This window comes from Bradyrhizobium sp. KB893862 SZCCT0404 (assembly GCF_018130885.1).
In the GTDB taxonomy this organism is placed as follows: domain Bacteria; phylum Pseudomonadota; class Alphaproteobacteria; order Rhizobiales; family Xanthobacteraceae; genus Bradyrhizobium; species Bradyrhizobium stylosanthis.
Map to the genome: position 1 here is coordinate 42,067 of NZ_JAFCLT010000012.1, position 21,315 is coordinate 63,381.

Genomic DNA, 21,315 nt, shown 5'->3' on the forward strand with positions numbered 1-21,315 from the left:
CCGGGCGGCCTCCTTTCGCCCGGTCTGCATCGTTGGCACCTCTCCTTTCGGTTGGTCCACGACCTTTCCAAGGTCACACGCATGAAACGGCGCGAATTCATGACAGGCCTGGGCGCTGCGGCAATGACCTTGTCGTCGGCGGCCGAGGCACAGAAATCGTCGATGCCGGTGATCGGCTCCCTCAACCGTCCAAGCGCCGGCACGGAAACGTTCGCGGAAGCGTTTCGTCGCGGCCTCAAGCAGATGAGATTTGTCGAAGGCCAAAACATTTCCATCGTGGGACGCTGGCCGAACGCCAACGAAGAACTGCGAGACGCCGCAGCCGAATTGGTGCGCAGGCGTGTTGCTCTGATCTTCACCGCGGATAATGGCGGGGCGCTGGCCGCCAAAGCGACGACGTCCGACATTCCCATCGTGTTCGTGGTAGGTCTCGATCCCGTTGCCATGGGTCTTGCATCTTCCATAAATCGCCCGGGCGGCAACGCGACCGGGGTGGCGTTCCAGGCCAGCGCGCTGGAGCCGAAGCGGTTCGAACTGCTGCACGCGCTTCTGCCCCACACGTCCCTGGTCGCCGCGCTGATCAACCCGGACAACCCGAATGCGAATGTCACGGCATTGCGATCGGCGGCATCGTCCTCGGGGCTGCAGCTGCTGATTCTCGAGGCGCGAAATCTCGCCGAACTCGAAACGGCGTTTGCGAGGTCCGTCGAACATCGAGCGAGCGCGCTGCTTGTCACCTCCGACCGCCTCTTCAATCTCGAGCGCCGCCGTGTCGTTGATCTGGCGGCGCGTAGCGCCATGCCTGCAATGTATCCCTGGCGCGATTTTGCCGACGCCGGCGGCTTGATGAGCTACGGCAACAGTCTGACCGACGCCTTTCGGCAAGGCGGGATTTATGCCGGCCGCATTCTCAGCGGCGACAGGCCGGCCGACCTGCCAATCTGGCAGCCCACCAGGTTTGAGTTCGTGATCAATCTAAAAGTCGCAAAAACGCTGAACCTCGAGATCCCGCCCGGTCTGCTGGCATTTGCGGACGAGGTGATAGAGTAGGACCACGTCTCACGGCAGAATGGGCGAGGAAACGCGCCAATGAACGCAACTCCCGGCGTCGGCCTGATCGAACGTGCACGCGCGCTCGCGCCGCTGATCGCGGGCGAGGCCGACGAGATCGAGAGGACGCGGCGGCTGACGCCTGCCGTGGTTTCCGCCCTCATCGAGAACGGATTTTATCGCGCGCTGCTGCCGCAGAGCCTCGGGGGCGCGGAAGTGCCCATCGAAACCTTCATGCAGATGCTGGAGGAGATCGCGAAGGCGGATGCGTCCACGGCCTGGTGCCTCGGCCAGTGCAGCGTGTGCGCGATGATCGCAGCCTCGCTCGACCACGACACCGCGCATGAGATCTTCAACACCGCACCCGGCATCCTGGCCTGGGGCGCGATCGCGCACGAGGCGCGCAGCGTCGAGGGCGGCTATCGCGTCACGGCGCGCTGGGATTTCGCCTCGGGCTCGCGGCAGGCGAGCTGGCTGGGGGCGCATGTCCGTATCGTCAGTGATGACGGGACGCCGCGCAAGAACGCAGACGGCTCGCCGGAGGTGCGCACCATCCTGTTTCCGGCCGCGAGCGCCGTGCTGCACGACGTCTGGCAGGCGATCGGGCTCGCCGGCACCGGCACGGATTCCTATGAGGTGGCCGACCTGTTCATCCCCGAGCGCTTCACCGCGTTCCGCGACGTGCCGCATGCGCTGATCGAGAAGGGCCCGCTCTACAGCGTCGGCACCGGATCGAGCTTCAGCCTCGGCTTTGCCGCGGTCTCGCTCGGCGTCGCGCGCGCCACGCTGGATGCCGCCATCGCGCTGGCGCGCGGAAAACACCAGTCGCTCGCGGCCGGCGCCATGCGCGACAACGGGGCGGTCCAGGGCTTGATCGGCCGTACCGAGGGCGATCTGCGCGCGGCGCGCGCCTATCTCTATGCCACCGCAAATGCGATGTGGCGCGACCTCAATGCCACCGGCGAATTCAGCGCGGCGCATCGCAGCGCGGTCCGCCTGGCCGCGACCTGGACAATCCATCAATCGGCGAAGGTGGTCGACGCCGCCTATCACATGGCCGGCGCGACCGCCGTGTTCCGCAGCAATCCGTTCGAGCGACGGTTCCGCGACATGCACGCGATCGCGCAGCAGATCCAGGCACGCGACACGCATTACGAGGATGTCGGCAAGATGATCCTTGCCGAAAACCGATAGTCGCCGGCGAGCCGCGGCGCTTTGTCTCGACTTGCGGCGAACGACCACAGCCTCCATGCGCCTGCTGCATTGAGTCATGCAAAAGGACGGGTGCGATTCCGTTGAAACACGGGGGCGGCGTCGTCCTTGTTGTTAAGCAATTTCTGGGACCTTTCCACCAAAGCAAGATTTGGAAATGCAAGACTTGGAAATGCTCGGGAATTTTTGATGTTCAAGATCAAGTCGATTGCCGCCCGCCTGATCCTCGCCATCGCACTCACCGTCGCGGTGGCCTGCGCCATCCTCTCCGGCTTCTCGATCACCCAGCAACGGGCGCTGACACGGCTCGCGCTCGATCAGCAGCTCAAGCTGCAATATGACAGCGTGATCGCGGCGATCGACTACGAGGGGCGCTCGGCACTGGCCGTGTCCGCCGCGATCGCAGCGCTGCCGCCGGTCGGCGACGCCATCGCCAAGGGCGACCGCGACGCGCTCGGCGTGCTGCTGGGCGACGCCAACAAGGCGCTGAAGGCGCAGGGCATCCCGCTGATCACCTTCCAGCTTCCGCCGGCGATCTCGTTCTATCGCGTCCACACCCCGAAGACCTTCGGCGACGACGTCTCCTCGCGCCGCGCCACCGTGGTCGAGGCGCTCAAGACAGGCCGGCAGATCGTCGGCGTCGAGCCCGGCCGCGAAGCGCTCGGCATCTTCGGTATGACCACGATCGTGCGCGACGGCAAGAACATCGCCAATGTCGACGTCGGCGCCGCCTTCGGCAAGGAATTCGTCGACCGCGCCAAGAAGCGCTTCGGCATCGACCTTGCGGTCTATTCGGTGGACGGCAAGAACCTCAACAAGCTGTCCTCCACCTTCGGCGAGAACGCGGTCGCCAAGCCCGACGAGCTGAAGGCCGCGATCGACGGCGCTCCGCTGCTGCGCGAGACCGAGCTCGACGGCCATCCGGTCGCGGTCTATGCCGGCCCGATCAAGAATTATGCGGGCCAGCCGGTCGGCGTGCTCGAGATCATCAAGGACACGACGGAGTACGAGGCCGCCTTCTCCGCCGCGGAGCGCAACCTGATCCTCGGCACGGTCGCGATCCTCGCCGCCGCTGTCCTGCTGGCGTTCCTGCTCGGACGCGGCTTGTCGCGGCCGCTGACCGCGATCACGGCCGTGATGAACCGGCTGTCGAGCGGCGATACCGGTGTCACCATTCCCGGCAGCGAGCGTCCGGACGAGCTCGGCACCATGGCCAAGGCCGTGGACGTGTTCCGTCAGAACATGCTCGAGGCCGGCGCCTTGCGCGAAGCGCAGGAGGCGGACAAGGCCAAGGCAGAAATCGAGAAACAGGTGTTGCAGCGCCGGATGGCCGATCGTTTCGAGGCCGACGTCAAGGGCGTGGTGGCCGCGGTCGCAAAGGCGACCGAGGGCATGCAGAACGTCGCCGGCGAGATCACGACAAGCGTCAACGGCACCTCGCAGCGCGCCTCCGCCGCCGCGACGGCCTCCGAGGAAGCCTCGACCAGCGTCAATGCGGTCGCGGCGGCAACCGAGGAACTCGCCTCGTCGGTCAGCGAGATCGGCCGTCAGGTCACCCATTCCAGCCAGGTCGCCAGCAATGCCGTGGTCAAGGCGACCGAGACCACCGAGATGGTCACGAGCCTTGCCGCCTCCGCCGAGCGCATCGGCGACGTGCTGCGGCTGATCAGCGAGATCGCGAGCCAGACCAACCTGCTGGCGCTCAACGCCACCATCGAAGCCGCGCGCGCGGGCGAAGCCGGCCGCGGCTTTGCCGTCGTCGCCGCGGAGGTGAAGGGGCTCGCCAGCCAGACCGCGAAGGCAACCGACGAGATCGCGAGCCAGGTCTCGGCGATCCAGGCCGCCACCGGCAATTGCGTCACCGCGATCTCCGGGATCAGCGACACCATCCGCGAGATCAGCGGCATCGCCACGACGATTGCCGCCGCCGTCGAGGAGCAAGGCTCGGCGACGCGCGAGATCGCCCGCAGCGTGCAGCAGGCCTCCGCCGGCACCACCGATGTCTCGGCGAATGTCGCGGGCGCCAGCCAGGCCGCGGACCAGTCGCGCGCGCTGGCAGGGAATGTGATGGTGGCGTCCGGCGAACTCGGCCAGCATGCGTCGGCGCTGATGAAGAGCGTGGATACGTTCCTGGCGGGATTGCGGGCTGCGTAAGTGCTGCGCGATTCGGCCTGGGCGTCCTGGTCTTCCTGATTCAGGACGATGGAGCTCGCGCCAGCTGCAGCGCAGCCTCGACGCCGCCTTCGAGGATCTGATCCGCGTCGGCAGCGCCGGGGACCGCCCGCGCGACCTGGAGGGTACCCACCATGAGGCCGAACATGGCCATCGCGCGGCGTTCGCTGGTCGCCGAATCGATATCGGGAAGTAGTGCGGCCAGCGACGAGATATAGCTTCGCAAGCCCTCGCCATAGGCCTTGCGGGTCGGCAAGGGTTGGCGCGCGATTTCCGGGAGCAACGCCGCCGAAGGACACCCTCTGGCCGGGTCCTTGAGATGGCCGCGGTTCAGGTAGCTCCGGATCGCGCGTTCGAGATCCGCGTCCTTTCGCCGACCTTCATCGAAGCTATTTTGCTGGTCGGCGAGCGCGCTCTCCACCGCTTCACGAACGAGCGCCTCCTTTGATTCGAAGTGGGGAGAGAATGCCCCTTTGGTCAGGCCGGCCTCAGCCATGAGGCCGGCGATCCCCGTGGCGGCGACGCCGTCCCGACGGATGCATTTCGACGCGACGTCAACGATGTGCCGCCGCGTCGCCGCCTTGTGCCCTTTCTCGAAACGCACTGGTCTTTCCCTCCTTTCGACGCACGCTAATTATTCAGAACGCCTTCAATGCGGCGTGCAAGGTCCAGGAGCGCGCGGTCGCTCGCCAGGGGCGCATCCAATTCGAGGCCGATCGGGAGACGCTCGCGCGAGAGGCCCATCGGGAGGCTGATGCCCGGCAGCCCAACGCTGCTCGCCGACACGGTGTGGTTCGCCAAAGCGAGAGCGCTGACCTCGCGCCCTGCGATCGAGACATTTGCCTGCTGTCCGATCAATGGCGCCGTGCGGGGCGTCGTCGGCTGCAGGATCGCCAAAGCTCCATGGCCGAACACCTCGTCGAGCCGTCGCTTGATTTCAGGGCGGCTCGCGGCCAGCGCGGCCTGATAGGCCTCTGCAGAGATCGCGCCGGCGCCTCCCGGCAAGGCCACATGTCCCCATGCGTCCCGAAGCTCGGGCTTGAGGCCCTCGTAGATCGCCTCGAACGTGGTCGGAATATCGTGGCGGCTAAGAAACTCCGAGATTGCGCCCATGGTCTCGTGGAAGAAGATGCCCCATGTCGTCGTCTGAACGAGAGAGCCGAAGTCGTCGCCGAGGTCCACCTCCATGATTTCGGCGCCGGCGTCCCGCAACTGCCGCACCACTTCACGGAAGCGCGCCTCGACCTCCGCGTCCACCAGGTCAAGAAATTGCCGGGGTGCGTAGGCCAGCCGGGCTCCCTTCACGTCAAATCCGCGCCGAAGCGGCTCCGCCGCCTGTTCGCCGGTTACGACCTGATCCACGAGCGCGCAATCCTCGACATGACGTGCGAACACTCCCGTCGTATCGAGTGTATGCGAGATTGGCGCCACGCCTTTGCGTGGCCATCGTCCGGTCGTCGGCTTGAACCCCACGACGCCACAGAACGATGCCGGCACGCGGATTGATCCGACTGTATCGCCCCCCAAGGACGCAGGCACGATGCCGGCGGCGACGGATGCGGCGGAGCCGCTCGACGAGCCGCCCGACACACGATCGCGGGCGTGCGGGTTCTTCACCTGGCCATAGTGCACGTTGTGACCGGTCAGGCCGTAGGACATCTCCACGAGGTTGTTCTTGCCGAAGACCAGAGCGCCCGCGTCCTTGATTGCGCGGACAGCGTCCGCCTCTTCCTGCGACACGAAGCGGGCGAGGCCGTCGAGACCAAGGCTCGTCGGCAGCCCTTTCGTCAGGTAGCTGTCCTTGACTCCCAGCGGCACGCCCAGCAGCAGCGCTGTCGACCCGGCCGCGCGGGCCCTGTCCGCGTCCCTCGCGGCCGCGATCACTGCGGCCTCGTCGATGGTGATGAAGGCGTTGAGCTCGACAAGCGCTCTCGCACGCTGCAGAAGCGCCGCCGTGTAGGCCTCCGATGTCATGTCGCCGCTACGAATTGCGGCCGCAGCGGCAGCAAGTCCAAGCGAGATCACGTCCGCATTGTCCATCGAAGCGGTGTTGGATGAAGTGACAGCCATATCGTCCATGAAATCCTCGCAAGGGCCGGTTTGCCGCTTATCGATGCTACGAACGGGAACGCGGCATCATTGAATTATGATCATCATATTGAATTACGATCGTACTTCAATGGAGAATCTTGTGACGACGGACAAATAAATGTGAGACGTCGACAGCGACGGCCAAGTGGTGAAGCAGGAGCGCGTTCGGCGCGCATTAGCCGGCAATTTGACGGCGAGCTCGGCCAGCATGCGTCTGCGCTGATGAAGAGCGTGGATACGTTCCTGGCAGGATTGCGGGCGGCTTAGCAGGACAGCTGCCGCGCTGAAGGTGTGCTCCCTCGCCCCGTTCCTACGGGGAGAGGGTTGGGGTGAGGGGCTCTCTCCACGGATGAGAATGTCCGTGAGACCTGTACCCCCTCACCCGGATTGCATCTGCGATGCAATCCGACCTCTCCCCGCAAGCGGGGCGAGGTAAGAACTCACGCCACAAGCGCCGTATTCCCGTCGATGCCGCGCTGCGCGGCCAGCAGGCCGATGATCTCCGCATTGGGGCGGGCCTTGCTGAACAGAAAACCCTGGCCCTCGTCGCAGCCCTCAGTGCGCAGGCAGCTCAGCTCGGCTTCGGTCTCGACGCCTTCGGCGGTGATGGTGACGCCCAGGCCCTTGCCGAGGCTGACGATGGAGCGGATGATCGCCTGCGCCTCGCGGTTGGCGCCGAGATCGCGCACGAAGGACTGGTCGATCTTGATCTTGTCGAACGGGAAGCTGCGCAAGTAGCTGAGGCTGGAATAGCCGGTGCCGAAATCGTCCATGGAGATGCGCACGCCGAGCGCGCGCAGCGCATGCAGCGTCGCCAGCACCTGGGCGCTCTTCTCCAGCAGCAGCGTCTCGGTGATTTCGAGCTCGAGCCGGCGCGGCGGCAGACCGGAATGTTTCAGCGCGTCGGTCACCATCGACAGCAAATTGCCGCTGCGGAACTGCAGCGGCGACAAATTGACCGCAACGCGGACGTCGTCCGGCCAGGTGGCTGCGTCCTGGCACGCCCGGCGCAGCATCAGGCCGCCGAGCGGATTGATCAGGCCGGTCTCCTCGGCGACCGGGATGAACTCGGCCGGCGAGACCATGCCGCGCTCGGCATGGGGCCAGCGCACCAGCGCCTCGAAGCCGGTGATGCGGCCGCTCTGGAGGTCGATCAGCGGCTGGTAATAGGGGCGCAGCACGTCGTTCTGGATGGCGTCGCGCAGCTCGACCTCGATCTTGCGGCGGCTCTGCGCCTTGGCATCGAGCGCGGCCTCGAAGAAGGCGAAGCTGCCGCGCGCGTCCTGCTTGGCGCGCGACAGCGCCATGTCGGCGCTCTTGAGCAGCTTCTCGGAATCGTCGCCGTCGCCCGGCGCCATCGCGATGCCGATGGAGGCGCCGATCACCACGGAATGGCCGTCGAGCAGATAGGGATCGGAAATGGCTTCCAGCAGGCGCTTTGCCAGCCCCGCCGCATCTTCCGGCCGGGTCAGGCCGCTCTGCACGATCGCGAACTCGTCGGAGTTGAGACGCGCCAGCGCGTCCTCCTCGCGCAAGGTGGAGCGCAGCCGCTTGGCGACGCCGCGCAGCAGCTTGTCGCCGACGGCGTGTCCCAGCGTGTCGTTGACCGATTTGAAATTGTCGAGCCCCAGCATCAAGAGCGCGACCTTCTCGGGGCTGCGGCGCGTATGCTGCAGCATCTCGTCGGCCTGCTGGCGCAGCAGGTTGCGGTTCGGCAGGCCGGTGAGCCCGTCATGCTGCGCCATGAAGGCGAGCCGCGCCTCGGCGCGCTTGCGCTCGGTGATGTCCATCAGCGCCAGCAGCACCGCGGGCCGCTCGGCATAAGTCAGTTCGCGGGAGTAGATCGCAAGGTCGATCAGTGCGCCGTCGGCCTTGACGTGCTTCCAGGTGCGCGCGACCTGTTCATCGCTGGACCGGTCCGTGGTCCAGGGCGGCTCGCTGTCGAAGGCCTGCAGGGACCGGATCGTCAGCTTCTCGAACTCGGCGCGGCTATGGCCGTAATGGGCGATCGCGGCGTCATTGACGCCGAGGATGCGCTCGTCGTCGAGGGCGCAGACGATCATGGGCACGGGATTGCCGTCGAACAGCAGGCGGAACGAGGCCTCGCGCTGCTTCAGCTCGGTGATGTCGACGCGCAGGCCGACGACGCCGCCGTCGTCGGTCAGCCGCTCGTCGATCAAGATGACGCGGCCGTCCGCCAGCTTCTGCTCGTGGCGTGCGCCGGGCTGATAGAGCCTTTGCAGCCGCTCGGCGATCCACTCGTCCTCGTGGCCTTCGGCCTCGGGATAGTCGCCGCGCGCGACGCCGACGCGCAGCGTGTCTTCGAGGCGCGCGCCTTCGGCGAAGAGGTCGGCGGTCTTGCTGTAGATCTCGGAATATTTCTTGTTCCAGAGGACGTAACGGCCCTCCGCATCGAGGAACACGATGCCCTGCGGCAGGAGGTCGATGGCCTGGCGCAGCCGCTCATGGGACTTGCGCGCCTCCGCGATCGCGGCTTCCGCCTCCGCGCGGCTCTGCAGGAGCTCGTCGGGTGCAGGCAGAGGACGGGGCGCGCGCGCGAAGCGCGGCTTTCGCGGCGCCTGGCCGGCGAGCGATATGCGCTTTCGCTTTCTTGGTTTTGGAGACCCCAAACTCAACGTCACATGTCCCAGTCGCGCCTTGCGGACGCAAGTCTTGCGGGCGAAGTCTTGAGGCAAGTGTCTGAAAAAAAAGTAATCTTCGCCCGCCTCGCCACGGTCGGCGCAGGCGCGGCGCCGGCCATCATGCCTGTTTGCGAGGCGCAAGACCGCCGGCGGACGCATCGAACCTGATCGGCCGTCGCGATCGGAGGTCGTGCTGGCGCAAAATTACGCGTTGGGCTGAATCGTTTACGAAATCGCGCGCGATTGCATGCGGGCGCCGGCAATCGCCCGCACCGCGCACGAATTTTGGTCAATGCAGGATACGGTTATCGCGCCGTTAAAAATGCGGCCGTCCCGGCGCAGAAAACGGCGATGGTCCTAGTTCGAAATGCGGATCGTGGTGTTGCGCGCACCCTCGCGCTGGACCAGCGCGAACAGGGCTGCCGCGTGCGCGGGATGCAGGCGGACACAGCCATGCGAGGCCGGGCCGCCCAGCCGCGAGATGTCGGTCGTGCCGTGGATGGCGAAGCCGTGATAGAAGAAGATCGCGTGCGGCATCGGTGCATTGTAGTACTTGCGTGAGAAGTAGCGCCGCATCATCACCTGCGGATGGAACGTGCCGCTCGGCGTGCCGTAGCCGTTGCGCCCCGTCGACACCGGCCAGGAATAGCGCGGCGCGCCGTCGACACGCACCGACATCCGCTGGGATGATTTGTCGATGTTGACCCTGAGATCGGCCCGCGCCGGGGTCGCGATCAGGGGGATCAGTACAAGAAATGCCATGGCGGCCCGCCTCGCGAGCCGCGCCATAGAAAATGTCATCATGAAAAGTCCTTTGCCTCGGGGGCATGATGTCGCCCGCGGCTTGCGGCTGTAAAGTCGCTGTGAGCAGACGCCGGATTGAAAGCCTAATTCTTAACCCTGACGCGCCGTTGGGTTATAACAGCCGGGCATGAGTCCCCGCCGCATCGCCCCTCTCCTGCTTGTCATGACGCTCGTCGTCATAAAAGTCCTGGCCGCCGGCGACGCGCTGGCCCAGGACAAGGGCAGCGTCAACCCGAAGCCGCTGCCGCCGCTCGCCAATCCCAACGATCCGCATCTCGGCGCCAAGGAACTGTTCGCGCGAAAGCTGCTGCCCTCGAAAGGGGCGGCGCATGTGATCGGTTCCTACACCAAGGGCTGCATCGGCGGCGCCGCGCAGATGCCGCTCAACGGCGACAATTGGCAGGTGATGCGGCTGTCGCGTAACCGCAATTACGGCCACCCCGACATGATCGCGCTGATCAAGCGGCTTGCCGCCAGGGCGCACAAGGACGCGGCCTGGCCGGGCATTTTGGTCGGCGACATCGCCCAGCCGCGCGGCGGACCGGCGCTGTCGGGCCATGCCAGCCACCAGATTGGCCTGGATGCCGACATCTGGCTGACGCCGATGCCGGACCGCCGGCTCTCGCGCGAGGAGCGCGAGGAGATGTCGGCGGTGATGATGGTGCGGCAGGACCGGCTCGACGTCGATCCCAGGGTGTTCACGCCCGGCCATGTGCTGGTGCTGCGCGACGCCGCGCAGGAGCCGGCGGTGCAGCGCATCTTCGTCAATGCCGCGATCAAGAAGGCGCTGTGCCGCGAGGCCAAGGGCGACCGTTCCTGGCTGTCGAAGATCCGCCCCTGGTGGGGCCACGACTATCACTTCCACATCCGCATGCGCTGCCCCGCGGGCGCCGGCGAGTGCGAGGGCCAGCCGTCGCAGTCGGAAGACGAAGGCTGCAAGGATTCCGATCTCGCCTACTGGTTCAGCGACGGGGTGCTGCATCCAAAGCCCCCGCCGGAGCCGCCGAAGCCCAAACCGCCGATGACGCTGGCGCAGATGCCGTCGGCCTGCAAGGTGGTGCTGCATGCGGGGGATGCGAAGCCGTAGGGTACGTGGTTGGGCGCGCTGCTGCGTCGTCCACCGCCGTCGTCCCGAGGCGCGCAGCGAGCCCGGGACCCATAACCACAGGGAGCGTTGTGGTGCGGACTGGTCACTCCGAGTCTTCGCCAAACTGTGCCCGGTGGCTATGGATCCCGGATCTGCGCTCCGCTTCGCTGCGCTTGTCCGGGATGACAGCAGAGATTGACGCTGCCGCCACACCCACCGCCGTCGTCCCGGGGCGCGAAGCGAGCCCGGGACCCATACTCCCAGGGAGTGGTTGTTGCGCGAAGTGGCAACTCCGAGTCTTCGCCAAATTTCTTCCGGTGGTTATGGATCCCGGGCTCGCGCTGCGCGCGCCCCGGGATGACGAACTAGAGAGTTGGTGTGCCTCTTCTAGTACGCTAACATCCACCCCGCCGCCCGGCCGTAAGCCCGTGGCATTTTGGGATGCGCATCCCCTGCTTCGATGAAACAAACGACACGCCCGCGTGCTGCGTGGCCAACGATGGGATTTCTCATGCGCGTCCTCACCCTGCTTGCTGCGCTCTCGCTCGGCGTGACCTCTGCTCTGGCCGCCGAGGAGCCCAGCGGCTGCGACAAGTTCAAATGGCCGATCGAGCGCGAGCGCGCGGCGCTGACTGCGCCGGATCGCGCCAAGCTCGCTTCGGGGAGCGAACAGGCGGCCTTGCCGTCCTCCGCCATCACGCTGGCGCTGGTCGCGCCGCAGGACGCAAAACTGCCCTCGCCGCCGGAGCGGGCGCCGAAGGACGGCACCTTTGCCGGCTTCACCGGCATCAAGGCGCCGAAGGCGGGGCTCTATACGATCAGCCTGTCCTCAGGCGCCTGGGTGGACGTGGTCCAGGACGGGCATTTCCTCAAGCCCGCGGCCTTCAGCGGCGCTACCGATTGCGACGGCATCCGCAAGACCATGAAATACGAGCTGTCGGACAAGCCCTTCGTGCTCCAGGTCAGCGGCGCCAGGGACAATTCGCTGTCGATCGCGATCCTGCCTGCGCAATAAGCGCCTCGGCAGGTCAAACGGTCGCCTTTGACCTGAGGCTCCGGCCTGCTATGTTCGCAACTGCGATATCCTCGCCGGCCGTAAGCCGTTGCAGGGACACGTGGAACAGCGCTTCCGCCCGTCGCGACCCGACTTAACCCAACGCCAGATTTGCGCGTGCGTTTGTGCGCGCGAGCTCGCACGGAGCGCATTCCATGATTCGTATCGCCGGACTTTTCACCGCCTTCGTCATCCTCGCGGGCGCGAGCCTTTCGCCCGCCGCGGCGGAGGACAAGACCATCACCGTATTTGCCGCCGCCTCGATGAAGAACGCGCTCGACGAGATCGACGCCGCCTACACCGCCAAGACCGGCGTCAAGTTCAGCGTCAGCTACGCTGCAAGCTCGGTGCTGGCCAAGCAGATCGAGCAGGGCGCGCCGGCCGACGTGTTCGTCTCCGCCGACACCGACTGGATGGACTACGCGATCGCCAAGAAGACCATCAACGAGCCGACGCGCGTCAACCTGCTCGGCAACAGCATCGTGCTGATCGCGCCGAAGGATTCCAAGATCGACAACGTCGCGATCGCGCAGGGCTTCGACCTCGCAAAACTCGCCGGCGACGGCAGGATCGCGACCGGTGACGTCAAGTCGGTGCCGGTCGGCAAATACGCCAAGGCCGCGCTGGAGAAGCTGGGCGCCTGGCAGGCCGCCGAGCCGAAATTCGCGATGGCCGAGAGCGTGCGCGCGGCGCTGACGCTGGTTGCGCGCGGCGAGGCCGCGCTCGGCATCGTCTATTCCACCGACGCCAAGGTCGAGCCGGGCGTGAAGATCGTCGGCACCTTCCCGGCGGATTCGCATCCCGCGATCATCTATCCGGTCGCGGCGACCACGACCGCGAAGGGCGAGACCAGCGACTATCTCGCCTTCCTGCGCTCGACCGCCGCCAAGACCATTCTGGAAAAGTACGGCTTCAAATTCCTGGTCAGCCCCACGACCTGATTCTCGCAAACCAAATCCTTCGTGTTCGACATCTCTCCCGCCGAATGGACCGCGATCCTGCTCTCGCTCAGGGTCGCGGTCATTGCCACGCTGATCGCAACGCCGTTCGGCATCGCGCTGGCGTGGGTGCTCGCCCGGCGTGACTTCTGGGGTAAATCATTTCTCGATGCGGTGGTGCACTTGCCGCTGGTGCTGCCGCCTGTTGTCACCGGCTATCTGCTGCTCCTCACCTTCGGCCGGAAAGGTCTCGTCGGCGGATTCCTGGCCGATTATCTCGGCATCGTCTTCGCGTTCCGCTGGACCGGTGCGGCGCTGGCCTGCGGCATCATGTCGTTTCCGCTACTGGTGCGCCCGATGCGGCTGTCGATCGAAGCGATCGACCGCCGGCTCGAGCAGGCCGCCGAGACGCTGGGCGCCGCGCCCTGGAAGGTATTCTTCACGGTGACGCTGCCCTTGGCGCTGCCCGGCGTGCTCGCCGGCATGGTGCTGGGCTTTGCCAAGGCGATCGGCGAGTTCGGCGCGACCATCACCTTCGTCTCGAACATTCCGGGCGAGACCCAGACGATTTCGTCCGCGATCTATTCCCTGATCCAGACGCCCGACGGCGATGCCGCGGCGGGCCGGCTGGTGATCGTCTCGATCGTGCTCGCGATCGGCGCGCTGATCGCCGCCGAATGGTTCGCCCGCCGCGCCACGCAGCGCTTGCACGGGAATTGACCATGCTGCGGGTCGACATCGAAAAGAAGCTCGGCGAATTCTCGCTGTCCGCGTCCTTCACCAGCGAAGGCCGCGTCATCGGCCTGTTCGGCGCGTCGGGCGCCGGCAAGAGCTCGCTGGTCAACATGATCGCGGGGCTGCTGCGGCCCGACCGCGGCAGCATCGTCATCGACGGCGAGACCGTGGACGACACCGCGGCCGGCATCCATGTGCCCACCTATCGCCGCCGCATCGGCTATGTGTTCCAGGACGCACGGCTGTTTCCGCATCTCAGCGTCGCGCAGAATCTCGACTACGGACGGCGGATGAACGGACTTGCGTCCGACCCTGCCCAGCACAAGCGCATCATCGAGCTGCTCGACATCGGCGCGCTGCTGGATCGCCGCCCCGGAAAGCTGTCCGGCGGCGAACGCCAGCGCGTCGCGCTCGGCCGCGCGCTGCTGTCGAAGCCGCGCCTGCTGCTGCTCGACGAGCCGCTCGGCGCGCTCGACGAAGGCCGCAAGCTGGAGATTCTGCCGTATCTGGTGCGGTTGCGCGACGAGGCCAACGTGCCGATGGTCTATGTGAGCCACGACGCCGCCGAGCTGCGGCAGCTGGCGACGCAGATCGTGATGCTGAAGCAGGGGCGGGTCACGAGCTTTGGCGGGGTAAAGGTGCTGACGTAGCCGTATTGGCTCGACACCCACCGCTGTCGTCCCGGCGGAGGCCGGGACCCATACCGCGTGATTGGTCGAGGGATTGAGGTCTGAGTCCCGGCGAAGAATAACTGCGAATCTTCGCCAAACTTCTCCCTGTGGTTATGGGTCCCGGCCTGCGCCGGGACGACGGTGGGGAGAGCCCCGTAGCCCGAATGGCTACCAGCCGCGATCGACATTCCGCACCTCGCCGGTGCGGGCATCGACGTCGACCTCCATCCAGCGGCCGGTGCGGTCGCGGCCTTCGATCTGCCATTCATCGCCGGCGAACTCGGTGTGCGAGATGGTCATGACGCCGAGATCGGCGGCGACATCGAGCGCGGCCTGCATCGAAAGCTGATCGCCGCTGTCATAGGCCAGCGCCGGCGCCGCTGTTCCCAGGCCGATGGCGACGATGGCGGGCAGGATGAGATTGCGCATGTGGTGCTCCTGTCAGATGCGTTGACCGTTACGCGGCTAAGAACGAGTTGCGACGCGAAGCGTTCCGGAACCAGGAGGCACGACGCCGCGCAAATCCTGGGCGGTTGCGGCGATTTGGTGGCGGTTGTCTGGCGGTCGGTGTTCCATGTCCGCACGCCGTGGCGTCGCTATCGAAGCAAGTCGTTTCAAAAAACTCCGTCATTGCGAGCCACCGGGTCCGCGCGAAGCGCGGCCCGATGACAGGCTCCGCGAAGCAATCCAGATTTTCTCCGCGGAGAGATTCTGGATTGCTTCGTCGCAAGAGCTCCTCGCAATGACGAGTGGTTGGCATTGTCTGCCACAACGATGGTCGTCATGGGTCCCGGCTCTGCGGAGCAGCGTTCACGCTGCACCGCGTCCGGGACAGGAGAGCGTCGTCAAACCCCCGCCACCGAGCTCCAGACATCCGCGAGCTTCTTCCGCAGCGCCTGGCGGCGCGTCAGCGGGGCCGGCGTCTCGTCGTCTTCCGGCAGGCGCAGGCCGACGACGTTGACGCGGCCGCCGGAGATGCTGCGGGCGACCAGCACGATCTCGTCCAGCGCGAGCTCGGCGCCCTCCTTCGGGGCGCGGTCGAGATGGACGTCGAAATAGTCGGCGAGCGTCAGCTTGCTCTCGTCCTCGCCGACCTTGACGCCGTAGATCCCGGCAAGCTCCGCCAGCGTGTGCTCGCCGGAGACCATGAAGTCGCCGAGCAGATGCGGATCGGGTGCCGAGCTCGGCTGCATGTCGACGAAGAAGCGGTCGAGCGACTCGGCCTTCTCCGGCGGCGCCAGCAGATAGATGTAGTCGCCGGGCGCGATCGGATCGGCCTCCGCGGGCGTCAGGATGTTCTGGTTGCGGATCACCAGCGTCGGCTTGGACCAGGACGGGATCAGGCCGCGGCGGAAATACAGGCTCTTCGGGCGGACCGAATAGCCGACCAGCTGCTGCTCGAGCTGGCCGGGCAGATCGAGCTCGACGCGGCGCGGGCCGCGCTCGGCGCGCGGCAGCGCGACGTGCAGCTTGCGCGCGGCGGGTGCCAGCGTCCAGCCCTGCAGCAGCAGCGAGATGATGACGACGACGAAGGCGACGTCGAAATAGAGATAGGCCTTGGACAGGCCGACCAGCATCGGGATCGAGGCCAGGAAGATCGCGACCGCACCACGCAGGCCGGTCCAGGCGATGAAGATCTTTTCGCGCCAGTTGAAGCGGAACGGCGCCAGGCACACGAACACCGCGAGCGGCCGCGCCACCAGCATCAAGACCAGTGCGACGGCGACCGCCGGCAGCACGCTGGCCCCGAGCCGGCTCGGCGAGACCAGGAGGCCAAGCAGCACGAACATCACGATCTGCGCCAGCCAGGTGGCCGCATCGAGGAACGTCACCACCGAATTATGCGCGCGCGTCGGCCGGTTGCCGATGATGATGCCGGCGAGATAGACCGCGAGGAAGCCGGAGGCGTGCATGATCTGCGAGCCGCCGAAGATCACCAGCGCGCCCGTGGTCACGAAGGGCGCGTGCAGGCCCTGCGGCAGCGCGACCTTGTTGAGCGCGATCACGACGAGGCGGCCGCCGAACACGCCGACGACGGCGCCCAGCGCCGCCTCCTGCACGAACTCCATCAGCACGTGGCCGGGCGAGCTCGAGCCGATCGAGATGTATTCGACCAGCATCAAGGTGAGGAAGATCGCGAACGGATCGTTGGTGCCGGATTCCGCCTCCAGCGTCGCGCCGACGCGCGGGCGCAGGCGCAGGCCCTGGGTGTGCACCAGCAGGAACACCGCGGCGGCGTCGGTCGAGGCCACGACGGCGCCGACCAGCAGCGATTCCGCCCAGTTGAGATCGAGCGCGTATTTGGCGAACGGCGCGGTGACCAGCGCGGTCAGGAGCACGCCGACGGTGGCGAGCACCAGGGACGGGGCGAGCACGGTCCGGATGCTGGCAAAGCGCGTCTTCAGGCCGCCATCGAACAGGATCAGGGCCAGCGCCACCGAGCCGACCAGATAGGTGGTGCCGACGTCGTTGAACTGGATCTGCCCGGGACCGGAATCTCCCGCGAGCATGCCGATGACAAGGAACACGAGCAGCAGGGGCGCGCCGAAGCGCAGCGCAAGCAGGCTCGACAGGATACCGGCCATCACCAGGACGGCACCGAGCAATATGGCGAGGCTGAAGGAGTCGAGGGAGGCCATCCACCTTCCGGGTAAAAATCGCTGGAATTTCATCCTTATCGTCGGCATTCCCCCGCGCCAACCCATTTTCGCGGCTCGCGGCAATCTGCCCGTATTTTGCGGCCTTAACGCGCTTCACTTCACGGTGTATCGATGGCGGCCGCACCCTTTGTGGGATTCTGCGGCGTCCTCGAATCAATCCTCCCCCGCTTCCCGACGAGACCAAAGGACCGAGACCAACGGACATGGACCTCAAAGACTTCATGGAGTTCGTGCAGACGACCGCACGCAGCGTCGGGGCCGAGATTTCCTCACCCTGGTTCTACCTGCAATTTGGTCTCATTCTCGCGGCGGCCGGCATTGCCTATGCCGCGGAAGCCGGCGTCCGCAATCGCGTCGACATGACCTCGCTGGCGATGGGCTGGCCGCTGCCGCTCCGGCACTTCTCGCGGGTGATGATGTCGAGCGCCTCGACGGCGGTGTTCACCCTGCTGGTGATCATCTCCCGCATCGTGATGTACCATGCGACCTGGCCGAGCCGCAGCTACCTGCTGATGGTCGCCGCCAAGCTGGGCTTCGCCTGGCTCGTGATCCGGCTGGTGACCTCGGTGCTGCGCAACGCCTTCATCGTCAAGCTGGTGTCGATCGCGGCCTGGCTCGTCGCAGCCCTGTCCATCCTCGGCCAGCTCGATGCGACGATCGACCTGCTCGACTCCTTCGCGATCGTGCTCGGCGGCCTCCGCCTGACGCCGCTGCTGGTGATCAAGGCCGGCGCGCTGCTGCTGATCGCGCTGTGGGCCACCAACATCGCCAGCAATTTCGCCGAGAGCCGGATCAATTCGGCCACCGACCTGACGCCGTCGGTGCAGGTGCTGCTGGTCAAGATCATCCGCATCGGCCTGCTTGCGATCGCCATCGTGATCGCGCTCGGCGCGGTCGGCATCGACCTGTCGGCGCTCGCGGTGTTCTCCGGCGCGGTCGGCGTCGGCATCGGTATCGGCCTGCAGAAGATCGTCGCCAATTTCATCTCGGGCATCATCCTGCTGGCCGACAAATCGGTGAAGCCGGGCGACCTCGTCACCATCGGTGACAACACTGGCCGCATCAGCGCGATGAAGACGCGCTATATTTCGGTCGCCGCCGGCGACGGACGCGAATTCCTGGTGCCGAACGAGGATCTGGTGACGCAGAAGGTCGTCAACTGGACCTATACCGACAAGAACACCCTGGTGAAGATCGCCTTCGGCACCAATTACGACGCCGATCCGAGGCTCGTCACCAAGCTCGCCGCCGAGACCGCCGCCGCCCATCCGCGCGCCACCAAGGGCAAGGCGCCGAACAGCATTTTGACCGAGTTCGCCGAGGCCGGGATGAAGTTCTCGCTGACCTTCTGGATCGCGGACCCCGACGGCATGGACAACGTCAAGAGCGACGTCATGCTGGCGCTGTGGGACGCCTTCAAGCGCGAGGGCATCCGGGTTCCCTACCCGGTCCGCGAAATCCGCGTCCGCGGCGGGGCCCTGCCGGTGGAAACCACCGTAGAAGTCCCGAATTAGGCCCGCTTTCGGGCGCAAGGGCCGGTCAGATTCTCATTTTGAAGCGTTTTCTTTGCGCGAACCGGTCGCCACGTCGCCCGAAACGCTCCGCCTTAGCTTGCATGCAGGCGGGCAATCATTAAATTAGGGCCTGAAATCAAGCCTTTCCGCCGAGATCGAGACCACACCGGAAGACCGCACAAGCATGAGCTACGTCGAAGCCACCGAGACCTCCCTGCGCAAGACCGGACAGATCAAGCTGCATGGGCCGAGCGCCTTTGCCGGCATGCGCAAGGCGGGCGCCCTGGTGGCGAAGTGCCTCGACGAGCTCACCGACATCGTCGGGCCGGGCGTGCCGACCTCGAAGATCGACGAATTCGTTCGCGATTTCGCCTTCAGCAACGGCGCCTATCCGGCGACGCTGATGTATCGCGGCTATCGCTACTCGACCTGCACCTCGCTCAACCACGTGGTCTGCCACGGCATGCCCGGCGACCGGCCGCTGAAGGAAGGCGACATCGTCAACATCGACGTCACCTTCATCGTCGACGGCTGGTATGGCGATTCCAGCCGGATGTATGTGATCGGCCCGATCGCGCGCAAGGCGGAGCGGCTGATCGAGGTGACCTATGAGGCCATGATGCGCGGCATCGCCGCGGTGAAGCCCGGTGCTACCACCGGCGACATCGGCCACGCCATCCAGAGCTTCGTCGAGCCGCAAGGCATGAGCGTGGTACGCGATTTCTGCGGCCATGGCCTCGGCCGCATGTTCCACGACGAGCCGAACATCATCCATGTCGGCCGCCCCGGCGAAGGCGTGCAGCTCAAGCCCGGCATGTTCTTCACCATCGAGCCGATGATCAATCTCGGCAAGCCGCATGTGAAGATCCTCTCCGACGGCTGGACCGCCGTCACCCGCGACCGTTCGCTGTCGGCGCAGTTCGAGCACTCCGTCGGCGTCACCGCCACGGGCGTCGAGATCTTCACGCTGTCGGAACGGCACGGCGAGAAGCAGATCGGCTAGCCCCGTCGTTTCTATCGCCGGCGCCGGAATGACGACGGCGCCCGCTTGTAGGTCGCGGCAAAGGCGTCGTTGAAGCGGCGCACGCTGCCGAAGCCGGCGGCAAACGCAATCTCCGCCAAATTCATGTCGGTCTGGTCGATCAGGCGCTTGGCCTCCTGCACGCGCCGGGTCGCCGCGATCTCGCTCGGGCTCGCGCCGGCATGGCGCAGGAACAGGCGGAGCAGGTGACGCGGCCCGACGCCAAGCGCTTCAGCCAGCTCCGCCGTGGTGGCACGATTCAGAAAACCGTCATCGATCATCCGCATGCCGCGCGCCACGGTGGTCGCCGTTCCCATCCAGGCCGGCGAGCCCGGCGCGGTTTCCGGCCGGCAGCGCAGGCACGGGCGAAAGCCGGCACGCTCGGCCGCGGCCGCGGTCGGGTAGAAGGTGACGTTCTCGGAGCGGGCCGGACGAACCGGGCAGACCGGCCGGCAATAGATCCGCGTGGAGCGCACGCCGGAGAAGAACAGGCCGTCGAACGCGCGCGCACGCGCAAGCCGCGCCCGATCGCAGGTGTCCCAATCGAGATGCGGCGGCAGCGTCTGCCGATGCGTGGAGCCAGTCGTCATGACGGAAGGATAATCGCCGCGCCTGACGTCGCGTAGCCGAAAACGGACCCGATCAGGCGATGAGGTCCGAATCCGGCCAGCCTGCGCCGCCGCTCCGGCTCATGGTGCCGATACCTTCCGGAGCAAATCGCATGAGCACGCAGGCCCAATCGACGACGTCACCACAAACCACGCTCGCCCTCGAGATCGGGCTCCTGCTGCTGCTCTCGCTGATCTGGGGCAGCTCGTTCACCCTGATCAAGATCGCGATCCCGACCATTCCGCCCTTCACGATGGTCGCCGCGCGGGTGACGATCGCCGCCGCGCTCCTGGTCCTGATCGCGCGCGCGCAGGGACACGCCCTTCCCGGCCAGGGATCGTTGTGGGCGGCATTCTTCGTGCAGGGGCTGCTGCAAAGTGCGCTGCCGTTCACGCTGATCAGCTGGGGCGAGGCGCATATCACGAGTGGCCTCGCCGGCGTGCTCAACGCGACGCCGCCGATGTTCGTGCTTGTCATCACGTTGATGACCGGGCGCGGGCGCCAGAGCGTCAGCGGCCCGAAGATCATCGGCGTTTGTCTCGGCCTGGTCGGGGTCGCAGTGACGATAGGGTCCGACCAGTTCGCCGGGATCGCCACCGCCGCGCCGTTGGCGCAAGCCGCCGTACTCGGCGCCAGCCTCTGCTATGCGCTGGCGCCCATCTGGGGGCAGCGGTTCTCGGAACTTCCGGCGATCGTCACGGCCGCAGGCGCCATGAGCGGCGCAGCGATCCTGATGCTTCCCGCGGCCGCCGTGCTCGAACAGCCATGGACGCTGGCGCCGACGACCCAAGCCGTCGCGGCCGTGATCGCTCTCGCGGTGGTCTGCACCGCGCTCGCGATGGTGATCTATTTCCGCTTGATCCGCACGCTCGGCCCGCTCGGCACGACCAGTGGCAGCTATCTGCGCGCAGGCTTCGCAGTGGCGCTCGGCTCGGCATGGCTCGGCGAACGCTTCACCTGGTCGACCCTTCTCGGCATGATACTCATTCTTACCGGTGTCATCGCCGTCACGATGCCCCGCCGAAACGGCACCGTCGTCTCGAACCGGTGAGCGG

Annotated in this window: 18 protein-coding genes; 11 read left to right on the forward strand and 7 right to left on the reverse strand. The window is 66.2% G+C overall.

The features are described 5' to 3' along the window. The first annotated feature begins 81 nt into the window (after window positions 1–81). From JQ617_RS34215 to JQ617_RS34225, 3 genes are all read left to right on the forward strand, one after another. Window positions 82–1,050: an ABC transporter substrate-binding protein gene (locus JQ617_RS34215; RefSeq protein WP_212030219.1), complete on the forward strand. Its 969-nt coding sequence runs from the start codon at window positions 82–84 to the stop codon at window positions 1,048–1,050. 39 nt (window positions 1,051–1,089) lie between these two features. Beyond that, the gene (locus JQ617_RS34220) at window positions 1,090–2,244 is read left to right on the forward strand and encodes an acyl-CoA dehydrogenase family protein (protein ID WP_212030220.1); all 1,155 of its coding nucleotides are present in this window, start codon (window positions 1,090–1,092) and stop codon (window positions 2,242–2,244) included. Between the two features lie 207 nt (window positions 2,245–2,451). Then, window positions 2,452–4,416, forward strand: coding sequence for a methyl-accepting chemotaxis protein (locus JQ617_RS34225; protein ID WP_212030221.1), 1,965 nt, complete (start codon window positions 2,452–2,454; stop codon window positions 4,414–4,416). Between the two features lie 40 nt (window positions 4,417–4,456). Here JQ617_RS34225 and JQ617_RS34230 read toward each other — a convergent pair whose 3' ends face one another. The 4 genes from JQ617_RS34230 to JQ617_RS34245 all read right to left on the reverse strand — a co-directional run bounded on the left by JQ617_RS34230 (window position 4,457) and on the right by JQ617_RS34245 (window position 9,929). Beyond that, the gene (locus JQ617_RS34230) at window positions 4,457–5,038 is read right to left on the reverse strand and encodes a TetR/AcrR family transcriptional regulator (RefSeq protein WP_212030222.1); all 582 of its coding nucleotides are present in this window, start codon (window positions 5,036–5,038) and stop codon (window positions 4,457–4,459) included. 26 nt (window positions 5,039–5,064) lie between these two features. Next, on the reverse strand, window positions 5,065–6,504 hold the full coding sequence (locus JQ617_RS34235; RefSeq protein WP_502754912.1) for an amidase family protein: 1,440 nt from the start codon (window positions 6,502–6,504) through the stop codon (window positions 5,065–5,067). 461 nt (window positions 6,505–6,965) lie between these two features. Beyond that, a complete protein-coding gene (locus tag JQ617_RS34240) occupies window positions 6,966–9,065 on the reverse strand; it encodes a putative bifunctional diguanylate cyclase/phosphodiesterase (RefSeq protein WP_249157773.1) in 2,100 nt (699 codons plus the stop codon). A 459-nt stretch (window positions 9,066–9,524) separates the two neighbouring features. Next, window positions 9,525–9,929 carry a L,D-transpeptidase gene (locus JQ617_RS34245; protein WP_212030224.1) on the reverse strand — a complete coding sequence of 135 codons (405 nt, stop codon included), beginning with the start codon at window positions 9,927–9,929 and terminating at the stop codon, window positions 9,525–9,527. A gap of 169 nt (window positions 9,930–10,098) precedes the next feature. Here JQ617_RS34245 and mepA point away from each other — a divergent pair, with 169 nt between their 5' ends. From mepA to modC, 5 genes are all read left to right on the forward strand, one after another. Then, complete coding sequence (mepA, locus tag JQ617_RS34250) at window positions 10,099–11,058, forward strand: penicillin-insensitive murein endopeptidase (RefSeq protein WP_212030225.1); 960 nt, start codon at window positions 10,099–10,101, stop codon at window positions 11,056–11,058. Window positions 11,059–11,569: 511 nt separating this feature from the next. After that, window positions 11,570–12,073, forward strand: a complete 504-nt coding sequence (locus JQ617_RS34255; RefSeq protein WP_212030226.1) for a hypothetical protein — start codon at window positions 11,570–11,572, stop codon at window positions 12,071–12,073. Between the two features lie 194 nt (window positions 12,074–12,267). Next, window positions 12,268–13,053, forward strand: a complete 786-nt coding sequence (gene modA / locus JQ617_RS34260; protein WP_212030227.1) for a molybdate ABC transporter substrate-binding protein — start codon at window positions 12,268–12,270, stop codon at window positions 13,051–13,053. 21 nt (window positions 13,054–13,074) lie between these two features. Further along, window positions 13,075–13,770: a molybdate ABC transporter permease subunit gene (gene modB, locus JQ617_RS34265; RefSeq protein WP_212030228.1), complete on the forward strand. Its 696-nt coding sequence runs from the start codon at window positions 13,075–13,077 to the stop codon at window positions 13,768–13,770. 2 nt (window positions 13,771–13,772) lie between these two features. Continuing rightward, window positions 13,773–14,435, forward strand: coding sequence for a molybdenum ABC transporter ATP-binding protein (gene modC / locus JQ617_RS34270; RefSeq protein ID WP_212030229.1), 663 nt, complete (start codon window positions 13,773–13,775; stop codon window positions 14,433–14,435). Between the two features lie 189 nt (window positions 14,436–14,624). On the opposite strand, the gene JQ617_RS34275 is transcribed toward modC, so the two are convergent. Beyond that, the gene (locus tag JQ617_RS34275; RefSeq protein ID WP_212030230.1) at window positions 14,625–14,885 is read right to left on the reverse strand and encodes a PepSY domain-containing protein; all 261 of its coding nucleotides are present in this window, start codon (window positions 14,883–14,885) and stop codon (window positions 14,625–14,627) included. Between the two features lie 416 nt (window positions 14,886–15,301). Further along, window positions 15,302–17,095, reverse strand: coding sequence for a potassium/proton antiporter (locus JQ617_RS34280; RefSeq protein ID WP_212030231.1), 1,794 nt, complete (start codon window positions 17,093–17,095; stop codon window positions 15,302–15,304). 224 nt (window positions 17,096–17,319) lie between these two features. Between JQ617_RS34280 and JQ617_RS34285 the strand changes: the two genes are divergently transcribed. Together JQ617_RS34285 and map are read left to right on the forward strand one after the other, a co-directional pair. Next, window positions 17,320–18,630: a mechanosensitive ion channel family protein gene (locus JQ617_RS34285; RefSeq protein WP_212030232.1), complete on the forward strand. Its 1,311-nt coding sequence runs from the start codon at window positions 17,320–17,322 to the stop codon at window positions 18,628–18,630. A 184-nt stretch (window positions 18,631–18,814) separates the two neighbouring features. Continuing rightward, the gene (map, locus tag JQ617_RS34290; protein WP_212030233.1) at window positions 18,815–19,633 is read left to right on the forward strand and encodes a type I methionyl aminopeptidase; all 819 of its coding nucleotides are present in this window, start codon (window positions 18,815–18,817) and stop codon (window positions 19,631–19,633) included. An 11-nt stretch (window positions 19,634–19,644) separates the two neighbouring features. Here the strand turns inward: map and JQ617_RS34295 are convergent, their stop codons facing one another. Beyond that, the gene (locus JQ617_RS34295; RefSeq protein ID WP_212030234.1) at window positions 19,645–20,241 is read right to left on the reverse strand and encodes a bifunctional transcriptional activator/DNA repair enzyme AdaA; all 597 of its coding nucleotides are present in this window, start codon (window positions 20,239–20,241) and stop codon (window positions 19,645–19,647) included. A gap of 131 nt (window positions 20,242–20,372) precedes the next feature. On the opposite strand from JQ617_RS34295, the gene JQ617_RS34300 reads away from it, so the two are divergent. Further along, window positions 20,373–21,311, forward strand: a complete 939-nt coding sequence (locus JQ617_RS34300; protein ID WP_212030235.1) for a DMT family transporter — start codon at window positions 20,373–20,375, stop codon at window positions 21,309–21,311. Window positions 21,312–21,315: the final 4 nt, after the last annotated feature.